We start from the raw sequence: 18,689 nt of genomic DNA on the forward strand, positions 1-18,689 counted from the left end.
CATTCATCTAGGACGTCCTACACTCCAAATGCATACGTTCGTGTCTCAGTCAAGAGACCATTGGAGGTATACAATTCAAAATGCGTCCAATATATCCCTTTTTTTGGATACCAACGAGCCCATTGTCCTTTCCAGCCCGCAACCCACGTCTTCTTTTGTGTATCATATATTTTAATTTGATAATTTCCCCTTGGATTATCTGAGTTGACACCAAGCAAAATGCCATTCTTTTCGTATCCCGCATATGTGCCGTTAATTCTGCCGGATCCTGGAGCATACGCAAAAGCAATCGTTTGTTCATCAATCTTCTGCTTTGAATTAGCGTCTCTTACTTCACAATGAAGCCAATAAGTACCCTCATTATCTGCCCATCCAGCCCAATTCGAAGATGACCAATCCGCAATTGTTTTCCACACACCCGCATTTACATCGTAGGACATCCACTTGTATTCCAAAGCCTGAGTATTCGCTTCCACTGCAGCGCCAACCGCTATATCTTCAGCTCGAATTACCCAAGTCAAATCAACGCTGGATTTAAATTCTTTATTACCGAAAGCATTCATATCCACGGAACCGCTGATGCCATTGATCTGACCGGAGCTGGTGTACTGCCAACCACGATCGTTGGTACTGAATGCGGTAAATCCCATTTGAGCACCATATTGCGCCACCCAACGGGTCTTCGCATGGATGCTTGCGCTATTCAACGGACCATTCAGATAATTGGTGTACGAATACACGCCGAGATTTTGATATCCACCCGACTGCAATGCGTTGTACCATGCATCGGCAATGCCGTTATACACATTCGGATCAGTCGGCGGAGTGTGCCCTGCCCAAGACCATTGTTCAAGATCGTAAAACACTGGGTATCTCAGATCGTTTGGATCCACTCCCATCTGACGGAGCTTGGCAACCACATCATTGCCTTCCGCACGAGCGCAATTCGCATCATATGCATACGAATACCAGTAGATACCGAATGGAATGCCTAAACGTTTGCATTCATTAATATTGCGCTGTGCTTTCTTATCAGCACTATTACCCCAGCCATAACCCAAACGGATAATCGCGCCTTCCGCACCATCAGCTTTCGCTTTGGCCCAATCAATGTCGTTCTGCCATGAAGAAACGTCGACTACGCCCTTGGCCTGCTGAACGAACAAATTGTTTTTGTAATCAAAGAATGCTTTCGTATTGTTATAAGTTCCCCAATGCGCGCCATACTGGTTGCCGTCGAACCTGGCAAGCTGTACCGTCGACTTCACCTTCGAAGAGGACTGTTTCACAGGCTGTTTCACGGCGTCTTTCACATCCGAAACACTTACTGGAATGAATGACTTTCCATCCGTCTTAGCCAATGGGTCAGGCTGCTGATCTTGAGTGCCAATCAACTGCGGATCAGTTACCACTTCGCCGGTTTCAATATCTTGCACGTCACCTTCAGGAGTGACGGCAAGATTCTGTGAAACCATAGTGGAATCGTCCGAAATGTTTTCGCTTACCGTTTCCGGCAGCGTCGCGTTCGGATTGTCCGGCATGCTGTTTGACGAATTCTGCGCATCATCCACAGTTGCGGCAAAAGAACTTGGCGTATCCTCAATCGCAATATCCTGCATGGCGTAAGCCGGCACCACGGCAACGGAAACCGTCATTGCAACCACGGAAGCGGTGGTCGCAATCTTCATCAAGCTTTTCGGCGATATCATCGTCAGCCTCTCTCACAAAACGCATTTTCACTCGTTGACGCAATTGCACACGCAAAACTTAAGTGTATTCTGAGATGTCCCCACTCAAAATAAAGCAGATGGATTCCAAACCAAACTTCACATTTACCGAATATGCCACAACATGAAGTGCTGGCATTCGGAAGTGGAACGGGTAACATACCTTATGTATTGTCATTTGGGAACAGAGGACCTTGTCGGACCACCTCCAATAGACAACATCAAAACGGTATCACGGACTCCTGGAGGAAAGCATGGCACGGCACGAAAAGCAGCCGGACAAAGCTGACGGTCAAACAAATAGCGTCCGTAAGCCCCGAACGTTCAGCAGTACCGCGACCGTCGAAACCAGCAAACCCGACAATTCCGTTAACATCACCAATCGTAACGGAAAGCCTGAAACAGACGCATCAGGGGTTTCCTATCAAACAAACACCAAAGATTCATTCCAAATCGCCATATCGCAAGGCGTGCAAGATGGCGACACTTGGGTACATAACCATGTCAAGAACTTGATTCGCCGTTCCATCATCGTAGCCGTTATCGTCGTTGCGGTATGCATTGTGGTCTTCGGCGTCATGGGCGTGAGAACATCGCAGAAAATGCGCGAACTGAATGCCATTAACGACTGCAGAGACGCGGTTGCCACCATGAACGCTTCATATTCCAAGGATTTCCAGCTCAAGGGAAAGATTGTCGACGCATTTTCCAGCATGGATTCCTCATATGATCTGGAAAAGCTCAGCACCTTGTATCAGGAAGAAGTCAAATCGCCGAAGGCGCTTGACTGCAAAGCCGACCCGTCCGGGACCACCAGCAAAGCCAACACCGAACGAGCCGCATATGACAAACAGGCCAGAACCTTCGAGCGGGCGTTGACAAAGAACGAGGCAAATCAGAATTGAATACGAAACGATTGGCAAGAACGGCACTTGCCGTTATCGTAACCGTAGGAATAGTCGTTGCCATCATCGTCGGGTGCGGCCCCAAATGGGGCAACGGTTCAGCATTGCACCAAAACGAAGAAACCGCACAGTCCTCAAATTCGCAGGTTTCCGTGACTTTGCCTTCCTACTACATGGAAAATATGGTCTTCCAGCGCAATCAGCCGTTAGTGGTCAAAGGAACCGTCAAATTCGCGCATGCCAGCAAACAGATTGACGCATCGAAACTATCCGCAACACTTGCCCAAGGCAAGATGACTGCGAGCGCCACTGCGAAAATCGCAAAAAATGGTTCGTTTACTTGCACGCTGAACGCACAGAAAGCAAGCCTCGAGTCGTATTCGTTACAGGTGAAGTACGACGGCAAAGTCGTAACGGAACTGGCGAAAGTGTATGTGGGCGACGTGTTCGTGGCGGCCGGCCAATCGAACATGGAACTCAACTATACGCAGTATTACCCGGAGAACAGCGCCAATTTTGGCAACGGAATCATCAAAGAGACCGATCTTCCAAAACCACTCGTCGACAAGAACGTGAAATTCGTTATCGCAGATCATGATGTGAAGAACACGGATTTTCCGCTGGCCAACGTCAACCTGAACGCTGGCGCGTGGCTGAATGCGGATTCCACGAACTCACTGCATTTGAGCTACTTGACACAGCAGTTCGCACTTCAGCTGCGCGCGAAGCATCCTAACGTGCCGGTCGGCATCATCCAGACCGCGTGGGGCGGCACGCCTATACGCAGACATGTGCGCGGCGGAGATATCTACGCGAACCATATTGCACCGTTGAAAGATTTTCATGTGGCAGGTGTGCTCTGGTACCAAGGATGCGACGATGCGATGAATTTTGCGACCGCCACGGAGTATGAGTCGCAGATGACCGCGCTGATCAACCAGTACCGTACCGTATTCGGACGCAAGAATCTGCCGTTCCTATACGTGCAACTCGCGCGATGGACGAACTATCAGTACACACAGAACGTACGTGAAGCGCAGCGGACCACGCTTGACAACGCGAATCTGCAAGACCGTTCCAATGTGGCGATGACGGTTTCCCTTGACACCGATAAAGGCACATCCGCGCTGATTCATCCACTCGGCAAGGATATTCTGGGCGCGCGTATGGCCGCGCAGTACCTCGCCATGGAAAACGGTACGAAAAACGCTGTCAGCGTACCTAACGGACCGCTTATTGAACGTGCACGGCATACTGTGGACGGCAAAATCGCCCTGTCTTTCCAAATCGGCACCGCAAGCGGACTGAAAGCGATGCAGCCGAACTATACGAAGAGCGCAAGCGCGAGCGCACCCGATTATACGAAAAATTCGAAAGCGACCCCTCTTGACGGTATCAGCAATATCGTAATCCCAACGACTGCGGCATTGCAGGGATTCGAGGTTGCCAACTCTTCCGGGCAATGGGTACCGGCCAACGCCATCATCAGAGGCAACCAGGTGGTGCTCAGCGCGGCCAATGGAACGCCACTTGACAATCTCAGCGGTATAACCCAGGTGCGTTACCTGTTCAGCGGCAATCCGAAGTGCGCGAGCATCCTGTACAACGACTTTAATCTGCCGGCTAGCCCATTCATCACTATTGTTGAGTGATCTTTGTTGGGGGCCGCCGCTAGATAAACCAATACGGGCGGGATAAGTACGGGCGGTCTGAGCCGTTGCTGGGCCTGCTTGGTCATGTTTTGAGCAGGCTGTTCCGGCTTCTGGTTTGGATTCTGGTTTCCCGCTTAAACTATGAAGACTGCTGCAGCATCACAGAAACTAGACAAATGTCATTTTCCCACCGGTTTATTTAGGCACATTCCCCTCCTACTATGGCATACGGAACGAACGCGAGCGCACAATCACAGATCGAATGCAAACGTGCGCAGGAGAGGAATCACCATGAGGAATCGTATTGCAGCAGCTGCAGCGGCGGGAATATTAACCATCGGCATGGCCGTCCTGCCTTCCGCGGCTTCGGCCAGTGAAGTCGCACCGTCTACGGACGGATTGGCCGGCAGCACCGCCATCAGCGGGCAGATCGACCAGGATATGGCCGTGTGCACCGATCAGGCGTGCGAGGCCGTGCAGCACTTGAACAAGACGAATCAGCAGATCAAGTCGGATATGGAAACCGCCAAGCAGCACGCCGAGCAGCTGCATCAGAACGCGCACGAGGACGCCGACGCGCTTCGCCAGTACGGCGAGCAGGCCTGGAAGAACTACCAGGAGGACCGCGAGGATATAAAGAATGCGATTGACGGCGCGGTCAAGCGCGGTCAGGAGCGTCACGACGCTCTGCATCAGGATATGCAGGACACGCAGGCCCACCTCAACCAGATGCATGCCGATATGAAGGAGACCCACGACGAACTCAAGACGAGGCATGACGCGTTTGCGGCGAGCAGCCACCAGTGGCATCAGTCGTTCATCGCGGCGCTGAAGGACGCGAACTCCAAGACGGGTCAGCAGGGCGGCTCATCCGTTGCTACCGGCACGCATGGCATCACGGCTGGAACGAATGCCGGTACGACCGTTACTGGAGTCAACGGCACCACTGGCACTGTGCGCACGGCTGCCGACACTGGCGCGAATGGTGCTGCAACTGGATCCGTCACAGCTTCCGGCGATCAAACCGCCGCGTCCACCGGCGCGCTGACCAAGTCGGAATATGGACAGCTTGCACAAACCGGCATCGGCATTTCCCTTGCCTGCGCAGCCATTCTGCTGCTTGCCGGCCTTGCCTACGCCATGAAGACGTTCGTGCAGTATAAGCGCGAAACCAGCGAAGACTGAGCCGGCTCGCTGCCGGACAGCGTTTGCTTCATCGACTCATGAAAAAACGGTCTCGAATATATCGGGACCGTTTTTTCATGCGCGTTTTTCGTATGTGCTTTTCATCTGCTATACGCATTGTTGCGATTCAATTGGAATGACGTAGTACAGCGACGTACAATGCAGCGCGGAGCGCGCGTACCATGCGTGAACCGCGTGTATGTCCAGTATTCCCACTGATTTGTTACGTTGGCCGTTCTGATCAGTCCACTGGTCAATTCGCATAATGGGGAGCGCTGCTGGCGATTCGCGGCGACGGCGTATCGTCATTCCCCGCCGTCCGTCCGGTACTACCCGCGCTCCCCACATCGCCGGCCTTTTCAGCATTGCCGATGTTGGTTCTACGCAACGACCCCGCGGCCAACGAGCGGATAGATCGCCTGCGCTGCGCCTGTTCCGTCTGCGAAGCGGACTGAATTGCGGGAAAAGCGCCCGTTACGGGACGAATACGACCGGTTGCGGTCGGAATAAAGCTTGGTGGCAAAACCTGCGTTGTGATGGCGCTTATGGATGCCATTTGCGGCTGCTGCGTATTATCAGGACCATCCGCAGCGTCTTTTTCTTTCACGGTTTGCGATTCTTCCGCACGATTCGCGTCATCATTCGCATCCTCGCCCGTTTGCAAGGCAGACCCAGCTTCGCTCTGCTTTTCTTGTTTTTCCTGCTTTTCCTGCGGAGCGGCCTGCACATCACTCTGCAATACGATTGGCGATGAATTCGAACGGCGTCGGGCAAGCGCCGCCAGAGAGTCACGAGTATCAGCATCGCGTTGGTCAGTCTGCTGGCTGCCGGCAGCCGTCTTGTCAACCATCGTCGTGCTTCTTTCTCTCAACGTCACGATTTCGAGCGTAACGTAGCGCAGCGCAAAAGTGCGCGTAAAACGACGATGTACGCAACTCCCCCACCGAATCGCAATCAAATATCGACATATGAGGGCAAACAATCCCATTATTGAGACCACAGACTGGCACCAATAAGCCGCAGCATGGCAATCAGAGACTTTCCTGGATGCCGGCCCGTACACGCGAGACTTGCGATACGGGACGATTCAAAAAACCGAGGCCAACGAAAGAAGCATTCGGAGGGAATCTGGAAGGAACCGGAAAACGGAGTGGAAAAGAAGGAACCCCAGAAACCGAATGATTCCAACGGTTTTCGGGGTTCCAATCCGGGCGGAGAATACGAGATTCGAACTCGTGAGGCTGTTACACCAACACGCTTTCCAAGCGTGCGCCATAGACCACTAGGCGAATTCTCCAATTATGCAACGCTTTCCGGTGTCTATCCGTTAAGCGCAACTTGACTAGAATACAACAGGACTGGCAGAAGACCAAATCGGCGTGTCGCTCTACCAAATCTGCAAAAGATATAGAGCTCCAATATCGGTTCAAGGTTAGTGACGTTTTGCAAGACTCTCCAATAATCCGGCCCAACATGTACATCTCGTATTCACGCAACATAGAATGACGGATAACCACGGATGGCGTTTAATGACCGACTGTCGTCCACGTAAGCGTAAAAGGAGCGGATGATGATCAGCCGAGAGAACTACGACATACTGAAGGAAAAATACGGAGATGCGTCCAGCTGGGCCGTCTGGAACACGGATTACGCGGATTCCAAGCCCAGCCGCAATATAAACGATCTGAGCGTATTCGACTCCCCGAATCTGTCCGAATTGAACACTGGCTTCGTGTTCGTGGGGCTGAACCGCTCCGGTAAACCCAAGGACGGCAACGCGGAGAAAAAGCCGGACAAGCCGAAGGATCCGTGGTTCAATTTCCATGCGGGAAGGAACGATTTCAAACTGCGATATGCGCTGCAGGGCACACGGTATTGGGGAAGCTACATAACCGACGCAATCAAGGATTACCAAGAAACCGATTCCGGTGAAGTGGAAAAGACACTCAAAAGTAACCCGGAACGCGTTGATGAGAACCTCAAGGGATTGAGGGAGGAGCTCGAGCTACTCGGTGGCAAGCCTGTATTGGTGGCTCTCGGATACGCCGCCGAGAAAAATCTGAAATGCATGAAGTCGGAAGGGTATGAAGTGGTCAGAATATTGCACCCCGCAGCCTTCATCGGCAAAAAGAAGTATCGCGATAAAGTGCTGAAAGTCTTGGACAACATTCAAAAATAACGAGACATTCAGCTCCGAACCACATCTAACCATCTAATCCGGATGGGCATGAGAGAAAAATGGGGGTTCCCGGAGCGCGAACCCGACGGGAACCCCGGAAACGAAAAAGGGGCCTCCCGGGAGCCAAAGGCTCGACCGGGAGGCCCAACATGTGAAGCGGCGGCGTGCTACTCTCCCACACCCTCTCGAGTGCAGTACCATCGCCGCGCCTGGCCTTAGCTACCGGGTTCGGAATGGGACCGGGCGTCTCACCAGGGCTATGACCACCGCAAAACCGCGATCACGGAACGACAACCAAAACATGGCGGCCATTCCGGCCATTATGTTATGAACCGTGGCGGTCTGGGAACCGGCTAGCGGACGCGAGGCAAAGCCTACCGTTGTATCGTTCAGTGACCATCCCAACGCATATTGCCGTCCAGGACGATCCAGCACAGGAAAGACGCGGAACCAATCCCGCAAAAGGATCGGAATGTTATGTCGCCGTCGCCCGTTAGTACCGGTCGGCTCCACCCCTCACGGGGCTTCCACCTCCGGCCTATCAAACACGTGTTCAACATGCGGGCTACAACAGTTCAAGACCGTACGGAATCCTAATCTTGGAGCAGGCTTCCCGCTTAGATGCTTTCAGCGGTTATCCCTCCCGAACGTAGCCAACCGGCCGTGCCGCTGGCGCGACAACCGGCATACCAGAGGTTCGTCCACCCAGGTCCTCTCGTACTATGGGCAGGCCTCCTCAGGATTCCAACGAGCGCAGAGGATAGAGACCAAACTGTCTCACGACGTTCTGAACCCAGCTCGCGTGCCGCTTTAATCGGCGAACAGCCGAACCCTTGGGACCTGCTCCAGCCCCAGGATGCGACGAGCCGACATCGAGGTGCCAAACCATCCCGTCGATATGGACTCTTGGGAATGATCAGCCTGTTATCCCCGGGGTACCTTTTATCCGTTGAGCGATGCCGCGCCCGTGCGCCGGCACCGGATCACTATCTCCGACTTTCGTCCCTGCTCGGACCGTCGTCCTCGCAGTCAAGCCCGCTTGTGCGATTACACTCGACACCCGATTGCCAACCGGGCTGAGCGGACCTTTGAGCGCCTCCGTTACTCTTTGGGAGGCAACCGCCCCAGTTGAACTACCCGCCAGGCACTGTCCCTGACAAGGATGACTTGTCGAGGTTAGACGTCAAACGAGAACAGAGCGGTATTTCACCTTGCGGCTCCACGAATGCTGGCGCACCCGCTTCGAAGCCTCCCGCCTATGCTACACAATCCGCGCCTAACGCCAATACCAAGGTATAGTAAAGGTCCCGGGGTCTTTTCGTCCTTCTGCGCTTAACGAGCATCTTTACTCGTACTGCAATTTCGCCGAGCTCCTGGTCGAGACAGTGGGGAAGTCGTTACGCCATTCGTGCAGGTCGGAACTTACCCGACAAGGAATTTCGCTACCTTAGGATGGTTATAGTTACCACCGCCGTTTACCGGGGCTTGAATTCACCGCTTCGTCCCCGAAGGGATTGACGGATCCTCTTAACCTTCCGGCACCGGGCAGGCGTCAGTGCATATACAGCGGCTTTCGCCTTCGCATGCACCTGTGTTTTTGGTAAACAGTCGCTACCCCCTGGTCTGTGCCACCCACCAAAGCTCCGGACGCAAGGTCCTTCACCCCAGTGGGTCTCCCTTATACCGAAGGCACGGGAGTGATTTGCCGAGTTCCTTGACCAGGATTCGCTCGATCGCCTTGGTATTCTCTACCTGACCACCAGTGTCGGTTTGGGGTACGGGCGGCCATGGCCCTCACGCCGAGGCTTTTCTCGACGGCCTGGACAACCGGATATCGAACCATAACGGCTCCCATCATCACACCTCGCCATGCACGCCATGCGGATTTGCCTACATGACTGGCTGCGTGCTTGACCACGGAAAACCACCTCCGCGGCCGGCTCCCATTCCGTGTCACCCCTGCGCTGACCTACTGCGGCTACGCTCCCAACACCACGCGGCGATACCAACCCGAAGGAAGGAACCACCACGAGGCGGAGGTTAGTACTCACCGTCTCGGTTTTGCCGGTCCATGGTCGGTACGGGAATATCCACCCGTTCATCCATTCGACTACGCCTGTCGGCCTCGCCTTAGGACCCGACTCACCCGGGGACGACGAACGTGGCCCCGGAACCCTTGGTCATCCAGCGGACGGGATCCTCACCCGTCTCTCGCTACTCATGTCTGCATTCTCACTCCCACGAAGTCCACGGCCGGTTTCCACCGCCGCTTCGCCCCTCGCAGGACGCTCTCCTACCCAGCAACCATGAAGATTGCTGCCGCGTCTTCGGTGGTGTGCTTGAGCCCCGCTACATTGTCGGCGCGGAACCACTAGACCAGTGAGCTGTTACGCACTCTTTCAAGGATGGCTGCTTCTGAGCCAACCTCCTGGCTGTCTATGCGACTCCACATCCTTTCCCACTTAGCACACGCTTCGGGACCTTAGACGACGGTCTGGGCTGTCTCCCTCTCGACGACGGAGCTTATCCCCCGCCGACTCACTGCCGGAATACACGTCAACGGTATTCGGAGTTCGGCTGCTGTTGGTACCCAACAAGGGCCCGCAAGCATCCGGTAGCTCTACCCCCGCGACGCAATCGACCGACGCTGCACCTAAATGCATTTCGGAGAGAACCAGCTATCACGGAATTTGATTGGCCTTTCACCCCTAGCCCCAGGTCATCCCCCCGGTTTTCAACCCAGGTGGGTTCGGTCCTCCACGCGGTCTTACCCGCGCTTCAACCTGCCCAGGGCTAGATCATCCCGCTTCGGGTCCAGGACAAGCGACTGAAAACGCCCTATTCGGACTCGCTTTCGCTACGCATACGCCACACGGCTTATGCTCGCCACCCGCCACTGACTCGCAGACTCATTTTTCGATAGGCACGCCGTCACCCCACCAGGGAGGCTCCGACGGTTTTGTGGGCGCACGGTTTCAGGAACTGTTTCACTCCCCTCCCGGGGTGCTTTTCACCTTTCCCTCACGGTACTGGTACGCTATCGGTCAGACAGGTATGCTTAGACTTACCCAACGGTCTGGGCTGATTCACGCGGGATTCCACGAGGCCCGCGCTACTTGGGACAACACGATCGGAAGACGGCTCACGTCCAGGTACGGGGCTGGCACCCTCTACGGCCAGGCCTTCAAGCCTGTTCCCCTGGCAAGCCGTTTTATGACTCCCGCCCGGTCCGTCGGAACCGGGACACGTGATCCCACAACACCGGCAACGCAACCCCCGACGGGTATCACGCGCAACCGGTTTGGTCTGATCCGCTTTCGCTCGCCACTACTCACGGAGTATCCCTTCCTGCAGGTACTGAGATGTTTCACTTCCCTGCGTACCCCCCGCCCATAGGCGGTGCCGGCCCATGACGGCCGGCGGGTTCCCCCATTCGGAGACCCTAGGATCAAAGCCATGTTGGAGGCTCCCCTAGGATTATCGCATCCTCAAACGTCCTTCATCGGTACTGTCTGCCAAGGCATCCACCATACGCCCTCGCAAGCGGCACAACAGCAAAACAAATTGTCATTGCCCCACCCGCGGGTTTCCTGATAGCAAGATCGCCAGACGACAAATCTTAACACTAAAATGATCACAAAACGATCGATCTCGAAACCAAACTCAATTGAAGAGTTTGGCGAAATCGCGATAAGCAAAAAGAAACGTTCTTTCAGTTTCTCTTGCTCGCGTCCACTATCCAGTTCTCAAACCACCACGCGCCACACGATCCGACCAGCCACCCAGGACCGGCCACCACGCATGGGCATCGAACCGCGCCACAGAAAACCCGTGGGGTGGCGGTCCGGGAGCCCAAAAGCATACCCATACCACTCCCGGACGGGACGAATCCCATCCAAGCCATTGATCTCTTCCACACCAGCATCCACAACAACGACGCCGACTGCCGGCGCCCATGTGGCTCACACTGTCCAAAAACATGGACTGTATTCTCCGTAGAAAGGAGGTGATCCAGCCGCACCTTCCGGTACGGCTACCTTGTTACGACTTAGTCCCAATCACGAGTCTCACCTTAGACGGCTCCCCCCAAAAAGGTTGGGCCACCGGCTTCGGGTGCTACCCACTTTCATGACTTGACGGGCGGTGTGTACAAGGCCCGGGAACGCATTCACCGCGGCGTTGCTGATCCGCGATTACTAGCGACTCCGCCTTCATGGAGTCGGGTTGCAGACTCCAATCCGAACTGAGACCGGTTTTAAGGGATCCGCTCCCCCTCACGAGGTCGCATCCCGTTGTACCGGCCATTGTAGCATGCGTGAAGCCCTGGACGTAAGGGGCATGATGATCTGACGTCATCCCCACCTTCCTCCGAGTTGACCCCGGCGGTCCCCCGTGAGTTCCCACCACGACGTGCTGGCAACACAGGGCGAGGGTTGCGCTCGTTGCGGGACTTAACCCAACATCTCACGACACGAGCTGACGACGACCATGCACCACCTGTGAACCCGCCCCGAAGGGAGGCCCCATCTCTGGGGCTGTCGGGAACATGTCAAGCCCAGGTAAGGTTCTTCGCGTTGCATCGAATTAATCCGCATGCTCCGCCGCTTGTGCGGGCCCCCGTCAATTTCTTTGAGTTTTAGCCTTGCGGCCGTACTCCCCAGGCGGGATGCTTAACGCGTTGGCTCCGACACGGAGACCGTGGAATGGTCCCCACATCCAGCATCCACCGTTTACGGCGTGGACTACCAGGGTATCTAATCCTGTTCGCTCCCCACGCTTTCGCTCCTCAGCGTCAGTGACGGCCCAGAGACCTGCCTTCGCCATTGGTGTTCTTCCCGATATCTACACATTCCACCGTTACACCGGGAATTCCAGTCTCCCCTACCGCACTCAAGCCCGCCCGTACCCGGCGCGGATCCACCGTTAAGCGATGGACTTTCACACCGGACGCGACGAACCGCCTACGAGCCCTTTACGCCCAATAATTCCGGATAACGCTTGCACCCTACGTATTACCGCGGCTGCTGGCACGTAGTTAGCCGGTGCTTATTCGAAAGGTACACTCACCCCGAAGGGCTTGCTCCCAGTCAAAAGCGGTTTACAACCCGAAGGCCGTCATCCCGCACGCGGCGTCGCTGCATCAGGCTTGCGCCCATTGTGCAATATTCCCCACTGCTGCCTCCCGTAGGAGTCTGGGCCGTATCTCAGTCCCAATGTGGCCGGTCGCCCTCTCAGGCCGGCTACCCGTCGAAGCCATGGTGGGCCGTTACCCCGCCATCAAGCTGATAGGACGCGACCCCATCCCATACCGATGAATCTTTCCCAGAAGGACATGCATCCAACTGGAGCATCCGGCATTACCACCCGTTTCCAGGAGCTATTCCGGTGTATGGGGCAGGTCGGTCACGCATTACTCACCCGTTCGCCACTCTCACCCAGGAGCAAGCTCCTGGGATCCCGTTCGACTTGCATGTGTTAAGCACGCCGCCAGCGTTCATCCTGAGCCAGAATCGAACCCTCCACAAAAAAACCTTTTCATGAAGAGACATCGACACGATGACTCTCGAAATAAGAAAATTGACGATCGCCTTATAAGGAAAGGCGCATCGCACAAAAACCTCGCCGCCGTTTGACCGATCCCTCGGCACCACGCGTCAGCGTGGCCGGCAACGAACTGGCAATCATTGACTATAAAGAAGTAGTACAAATACGCTCTTGAGTTCTCAAACCACCACCACTCACCCACCTCGCAATCCGGAGTGAACCGGACCACTCGCTGAGCGGCAGCAAGAGATAAACTTACAGCACGATCGCGATCCGCGCAACCCGGGCCGCATGAACAACGCGTGAACCGTTGGAAATCCAACGTTCCATCGGCGTGTCGAAACTTGACAAATCAGAGCCTCTTGTTCTCCCAATCGCCTATTTCGACGCCACGCAGCCACGCAACACACGTGATCACTGGCAGTTGAACTGGTACAACGCCCAGCCCTTCGCATATGAAGCCATATTCGAATAATCCTGAACCTTGCGCATCGTGCCATCTTTGGCGTACTGGTCGATCAGCTTTTGATCGTGGAACGTGTCGTACTGCTGCTTGAACGTGAACATCTGCAGGCTCGGCGCCTGGCCACCCATGCTCAGGAAGTATGCATCGCCATCCGCGCTCAGCGGGCAGACGGTATTCGTCAGCACCTTGCCGTCGCCCGACGCGAACGCATTCTCCGTCTGACCGAAAATCGCACCATTCTTCTCGGCCTTCGCGTTGTAAATCGGGAACAGCATATCCGCGCCGTACATCGCCGTCGCATACATGGAACCGTTCAGCGGATCGGAAACCACCACCGAATCGGTACCAGTCTCCTTCACCACCTTCTTGAGAATCTTCTCCTTCGTGGCAGTGAGCTGCTCGTCCGGCCGCGCATCGTCAATCGTCATATTCGCATAGACGGCATCCGACAGGGCGGAACGAACAGTATTGCCGAATTGGCAGGAAATGGCGAGCGCCGCAAGCAGAACAATCGCAATGATTTTCGTGACGTTCGGCAGACGGCCGGCACGCAACAATACGACGGCGGCGAAGACGATCAGCGGCAGCACGCCGAACGGAATCATGGTAAGCGGTCGGGTTTCGGCGCGATACCAGGCGGCGGCCACGATGTTGGGGAACCAGCCAGTCAGCGCGGTCGAGCAGACGTAGACAAGACCGACCAGGAAGAAGGCCAGCAGAATGGCGATCGCGTCGCGGCGGAGTTGCGAGGCGTCGGAACGTGGAGTGCGGTAGCTGACGGAAGTCTTGCGATTCCTACGATCGGCAGGCATAGCCGCAAAATCGGCAACCTGTTCGTGCGGTTGCGCTGACGTGCTATCGGATGCACGGTCAATCGCAGAAGCGCCGGGCACAGTAGCGGAATCGGCGCGATTGGCGGCGAACCATTGCGGGCGGATGATGGCTGCGACGGTGACGGCAAACGCGATCAGCACGATTGCGGCCATGAACCAGCCTTGCACGCCGCCGATATTGTCGGTGACGTAGATTTTGAGCGCTTCGGGCACCGTGCGGTTCGGAACGAAGGTGTGGAACCAGCTGGCGGGATTGAAGTAGCGGTCCGATTTGTAGCTGGACATCATGTATACGAGGAACACGGCGGCGCCGAGAACCACTACGCCAGCAAGGCCTGCGATGGCTTTCCACGGCAGTCGCGTCAGTACGAAGGGGGCCATGAGCAGGAGCCAGGTGAACACGATGCGCGGATGGGCGAACATGCAGACGCCGGCAGTGACGAAGAACCATATGATCCATTTGACGAGGTGTTCGCGGGTGGCGAGCGCGTCGAGCAGGCGAAGTGTGGCGTACAGCCAGAACGGCAGAAGCGTGGCGGCCAGGCCGAAGGCGATCAGCGGACCGGAAGCCAGCATTTGGAAGGGGTGCGAGGCGGAAGCGACGGCGAGCGGGGGGATGATGAGCGCGAGTATCGCGGGGAATAGCGGAACTACGACAGACGCGACATTGCGGGCCGAGGACTTTCGTGCGTTCGCAAATCGGGGGGAGCATACGGATTGTGCCGAATGCGACAGGCGACGCGTGAAATAGGAAGCGTACAGCTGAATCGCAATCGGCCAAACCAAGCCGGATGTGGCCAGCCAGACCGTGTTGAACGCGACGTAAATCGACAGATTGACGCCGAACAAGCTGGCGAGCTTAATCATGCCGGCTGCAAGCAGATGGAACAACGGCGGATAGTATCCGTCGTTCGGCCACAGGTGGGTGGCCGCGCCGACGCCTTCGCCGAGGATCTTGCGGATGAAGTAATAGTGCGCGGGCGCGTCGATTTCGTGCAATGGGTTCGTCCAAGCGGCGGAACCGTGCGGAAACCAGGCCCATACGATCGCAGCGGCGAGCGCGACGCCGATGGCGGAACAGACCGGCAGTGCGATGCGGGATAAGCGGGGAACGGCGGAATCGCAAGGCAAAGGCAAAGTATCGTTCGTCGTCTTGCTTGATATCTTGTCCGTCGTTTTAGCCGTCGTTTCGTCTGTCGTCTTGCTTGCGGCGACTGCGCTGTCGGCTTCATCGACTGCGTCGTCGGCCGCTGTGGGAATCGTATTGTCTGTGCTGTGCTGCTTCATCGCCATCCATCGTAGCCGAAGCCGCGAAAGCAAGCCACAAATCGCAATCGCACCTGCATTTTGTAATCCAAAACTGGACCGTGCGGCAACAAAAGCTGGAAAGGCATCTAAAAACGGATGGAACATGCGCGGGATGGGCGCAAGACGGACGCGGAACGCGGGAAGAATAGGCGGACGTAGAGCGGAGACGAGCGCGAGCAGGAACAAAATCGCCGCTTATCCAACCTTCGATTTTCAGGAAGTATTCAGACTTCACACAGAGGTATAACAGTGTTGCGCAAGAAAACAATCACGTTGGATGGGCAGGATGATTGCACGGGGCGCATTGCGCTGTGAGCGTACTCGCTGTCGTTGCTTGACTGTGTGCGTCCCGGCCAACGCTGGCGTCGGCATGCGTCGACGCGTAACTACAGAGAACTGGAGAAGTACCGCATGTTCGTTCTCAAGAACGCATGGGCTGCGCTCGGTCGCGTCAAATGGCGTACCGCGCTGACGGCTTTGCTTGCACTGCTGGTGTCGTTCTCAGCCGCCGTGGATCTGGCGGTGCTGAGGGCAGATGACAAGGCGAATAACGAAACATACCAATCGCAGAAAGCTTCGGCGGTAATTCGGCCGAGCGCGAAAGTCACTGCGAAACGCGACGGCGCGGACTCCAATTACACCGCCAATTACATGACGTGGGACATGTACACCAAGTACGCGGAAGCGGTGCAGAAGAACAACTTGACGTTCGAATACACGCTCGCCACGTCGGTGCCGGTGCGCGCCAGCAAGTCGCTGCAGGCGATCGCGGCGAAAAGAGACACGAGCGAGGACAAGACCGGCGGCAACCTGACGTTGCAAGCCTTCTACACGAACGATGCGGCGAAAATCAACGACTACGGCACGTTCAAAGTGGTCAAGGGCAAGCAGCTGAACTACAAGACGGCCAACGACGGCGTGCTGGTCTCTCAGGCAGTGGCCAAGAAGAATAATCTCAAAGTGGGCGACAAGGTGACCGTCGGCAATCCGACGAAGGCTTCCGAAACCTACAAATTCACCGTGCGCGGCATCTACGAGTACACCGGCGAGACGCCGGCCGGATACGGTTCCGACGCGAAATACGCGAAAGACAACCGCGAGAACGTGGTGTACACGTCGTACATCAACTTCGCGCAAAGCGGTCTGGATGTGGCCGGCACCAAGGGCTGGGCCATCCCGAACCTCAACATCATCTTCACGCTGACCGATTCGGCCACATACAACAAGTTCGTGCGACTGGTGACAAAGGCCAAGCTGGACACGTCGAAGTTCACGATCTCATCGCCGTCGCTTGATGCGTACAAGAAGCGCATCGCACCGCTGGACGCCGCCGCCAAGGCCGCGCGCACGGCGTTGTTGGCGACCCTGATCGTCGGCGGGCTCGCGCTGCTGGCATTGGTGCTGTGGGCCGCGATCGGTGGACGCCGTGACGAAATCGGCATGGCGATGGTTTCCGGCGTCACCAAGGGACGTTTGGGATGGCAATTCATGCTGGAAACGTTCATGATGACCGTTCCAGGCTGGGCAATCGGATTGATTGCCGGCGCGCTGCTGGCCAAGCCGCTTGGCACCGCATGGGCCGGTGGACAGGCTGTGGCCATCACATCCGCATCCGTGTGGAACATGATCTGGTACGGACTGGGCGCCTGCCTGGTTCTGGGCATCATCGCGTTCATGCGCGTGGGATTCTTCGATTTGGGTCAGCTGTTCGCAGGCCGTTCTGACGATTCGAACGAATCTGCCGAAGCGAAGAACGCAGACGAGCCGGAGGAAACAGTCGAGTCGACGGAACGTACGGAGGTGAACGCATGAGCGAGAAAGACGTGAAAGACAACGAAACCGAAGCATTGAACAACGATGCTGCGGAAAACGCGGACATCGAGGCGGGCGAAACCGATATGGCCACGTCGATCGAATCGGTCGATTTCGCGGTGGTGTATGACGATGGAGGCGATTCCATCGCAACCGAATCGGCAGAAAACGCGGAAAATACGGAAGGCATCGCCACGGAAGACAGCGTTGCCAGCGACAACGCGAATCGCGTGAACGAAACGCTCGCATTGGGCGCGACCGACGACGAACAGTCGCTCGACCAGCACGAAACCGTACAGGCGGACTCCGCAACCAGCGTGTCATCGCAGATCGACCGCGAAATCAAACATCATCGCAAGAAGGACGCATTCTTCTTCAAAGCGAACCCGACATTCGCGCTCGACCATGTGACGGTGCACAACCGCAAAACCGGTCGCAACGTGCTCAACGACGTTTCCCTGGCGTTCCATGCCGGCGCGACCCACGCGGTGCTGGTGGATGCCGAAGATGTCGAACAGCATCAGGCGCTGGTGGCCACCATGGTCGGCATGATGCGGACGACCAGCGGCAACGTGATGCACAAAAGCACGAACCTCGCCGACGCGACACCGGTCGACGTGCTTGGACACCGCATCGGTTTCATTCCGCAGCGGTTCGCCGTGCGCGGCGACCTTGACGCGGAAGGCAACGTGTTGTACGCCATGGACGCGTCGAACCGCAATTTCCTGCAGCCCAAGCCGGTGATTGCGCGCGAGCTGCTCAAGCGCGTGGGATTCGAGGAAGTGACTTCCGGTCTGCCGGTGGGCAAGATGAGTGCGTTGGACCAGCGTCGTGTGGCAATCGCGCGTGCGCTGAGCTGCGAGGCGGAGGTGATTATTGCCGACGAGCCGACCGCTGGATTGAACCGTGACGACGCCGCCGTGGTGCTGGGGCTGCTGAAGAAGGCCAAGCGCGATGAAGATCGTAAGCGTGCGATTATTGTGGTGACCGATAATCCGGAGGTCGCCGATCAGATGGAGCATTGCGCGGAGCTTGAGTAGCGAGCGGCGTTCTGCGAGGCGAAAGCCTTGCGGACTGG

At 56.1% G+C, this 18,689-nt stretch carries 9 protein-coding genes, 1 tRNA gene and 3 rRNA genes; 6 read left to right on the forward strand and 7 right to left on the reverse strand.

What is annotated here, in order from left to right:
* Positions 1–17 precede the first annotated feature (17 nt).
* Positions 18–1,709, reverse strand: coding sequence for a glycoside hydrolase family 25 protein (locus BAD_RS07920; protein ID WP_011743794.1), 1,692 nt, complete (start codon positions 1,707–1,709; stop codon positions 18–20).
* A 272-nt stretch (positions 1,710–1,981) separates the two neighbouring features.
* On the opposite strand from BAD_RS07920, the gene BAD_RS07925 reads away from it, so the two are divergent.
* From BAD_RS07925 to BAD_RS07935, 3 genes are all read left to right on the forward strand, one after another.
* Positions 1,982–2,632 (forward strand): hypothetical protein, encoded by a 651-nt coding sequence (locus tag BAD_RS07925; protein ID WP_041777433.1) that lies wholly within the window; start codon positions 1,982–1,984, stop codon positions 2,630–2,632.
* A 173-nt stretch (positions 2,633–2,805) separates the two neighbouring features.
* Positions 2,806–4,284, forward strand: coding sequence for a sialate O-acetylesterase (locus tag BAD_RS07930; protein ID WP_231837074.1), 1,479 nt, complete (start codon positions 2,806–2,808; stop codon positions 4,282–4,284).
* 291 nt (positions 4,285–4,575) lie between these two features.
* The gene (locus tag BAD_RS07935) at positions 4,576–5,469 is read left to right on the forward strand and encodes a conjugal transfer protein (protein ID WP_041777434.1); all 894 of its coding nucleotides are present in this window, start codon (positions 4,576–4,578) and stop codon (positions 5,467–5,469) included.
* A gap of 253 nt (positions 5,470–5,722) precedes the next feature.
* On the opposite strand, the gene BAD_RS09170 is transcribed toward BAD_RS07935, so the two are convergent.
* Positions 5,723–6,319: a hypothetical protein gene (locus tag BAD_RS09170; protein WP_041777435.1), complete on the reverse strand. Its 597-nt coding sequence runs from the start codon at positions 6,317–6,319 to the stop codon at positions 5,723–5,725.
* A 362-nt stretch (positions 6,320–6,681) separates the two neighbouring features.
* A tRNA-Ser gene (locus tag BAD_RS07945) sits at positions 6,682–6,766 on the reverse strand.
* 270 nt (positions 6,767–7,036) lie between these two features.
* On the opposite strand from BAD_RS07945, the gene BAD_RS07950 reads away from it, so the two are divergent.
* A complete protein-coding gene (locus tag BAD_RS07950) occupies positions 7,037–7,648 on the forward strand; it encodes a hypothetical protein (protein ID WP_011743799.1) in 612 nt (203 codons plus the stop codon).
* A gap of 154 nt (positions 7,649–7,802) precedes the next feature.
* Here BAD_RS07950 and rrf read toward each other — a convergent pair.
* The 4 genes from rrf to BAD_RS07970 all read right to left on the reverse strand — a co-directional run bounded on the left by rrf (position 7,803) and on the right by BAD_RS07970 (position 15,778).
* Positions 7,803–7,919 (reverse strand): 5S ribosomal RNA (rrf, locus tag BAD_RS07955).
* Between the two features lie 203 nt (positions 7,920–8,122).
* Positions 8,123–11,199: ribosomal RNA gene (locus BAD_RS07960) — 23S ribosomal RNA — on the reverse strand.
* Between the two features lie 448 nt (positions 11,200–11,647).
* Positions 11,648–13,174 (reverse strand): 16S ribosomal RNA (locus tag BAD_RS07965).
* The 16S, 23S and 5S rRNA genes sit together here, the layout of an rRNA operon.
* A gap of 432 nt (positions 13,175–13,606) precedes the next feature.
* Complete coding sequence (locus BAD_RS07970) at positions 13,607–15,778, reverse strand: DUF6541 family protein (RefSeq protein ID WP_231837077.1); 2,172 nt, start codon at positions 15,776–15,778, stop codon at positions 13,607–13,609.
* A gap of 432 nt (positions 15,779–16,210) precedes the next feature.
* On the opposite strand from BAD_RS07970, the gene BAD_RS07975 reads away from it, so the two are divergent.
* Both BAD_RS07975 and BAD_RS07980 read left to right on the forward strand, forming a co-directional pair.
* Positions 16,211–17,611: an ABC transporter permease gene (locus BAD_RS07975; RefSeq protein WP_011743801.1), complete on the forward strand. Its 1,401-nt coding sequence runs from the start codon at positions 16,211–16,213 to the stop codon at positions 17,609–17,611.
* Positions 17,608–18,651, forward strand: coding sequence for an ATP-binding cassette domain-containing protein (locus BAD_RS07980; protein WP_011743802.1), 1,044 nt, complete (start codon positions 17,608–17,610; stop codon positions 18,649–18,651). The genes BAD_RS07975 and BAD_RS07980 overlap by 4 nt, the downstream gene beginning before the upstream one ends.
* Positions 18,652–18,689 lie beyond the last annotated feature (38 nt).

Origin of the sequence: Bifidobacterium adolescentis ATCC 15703 (assembly GCF_000010425.1) — a bacterium.
In the GTDB taxonomy this organism is placed as follows: Bacteria; Actinomycetota; Actinomycetes; order Actinomycetales; family Bifidobacteriaceae; genus Bifidobacterium; species Bifidobacterium adolescentis.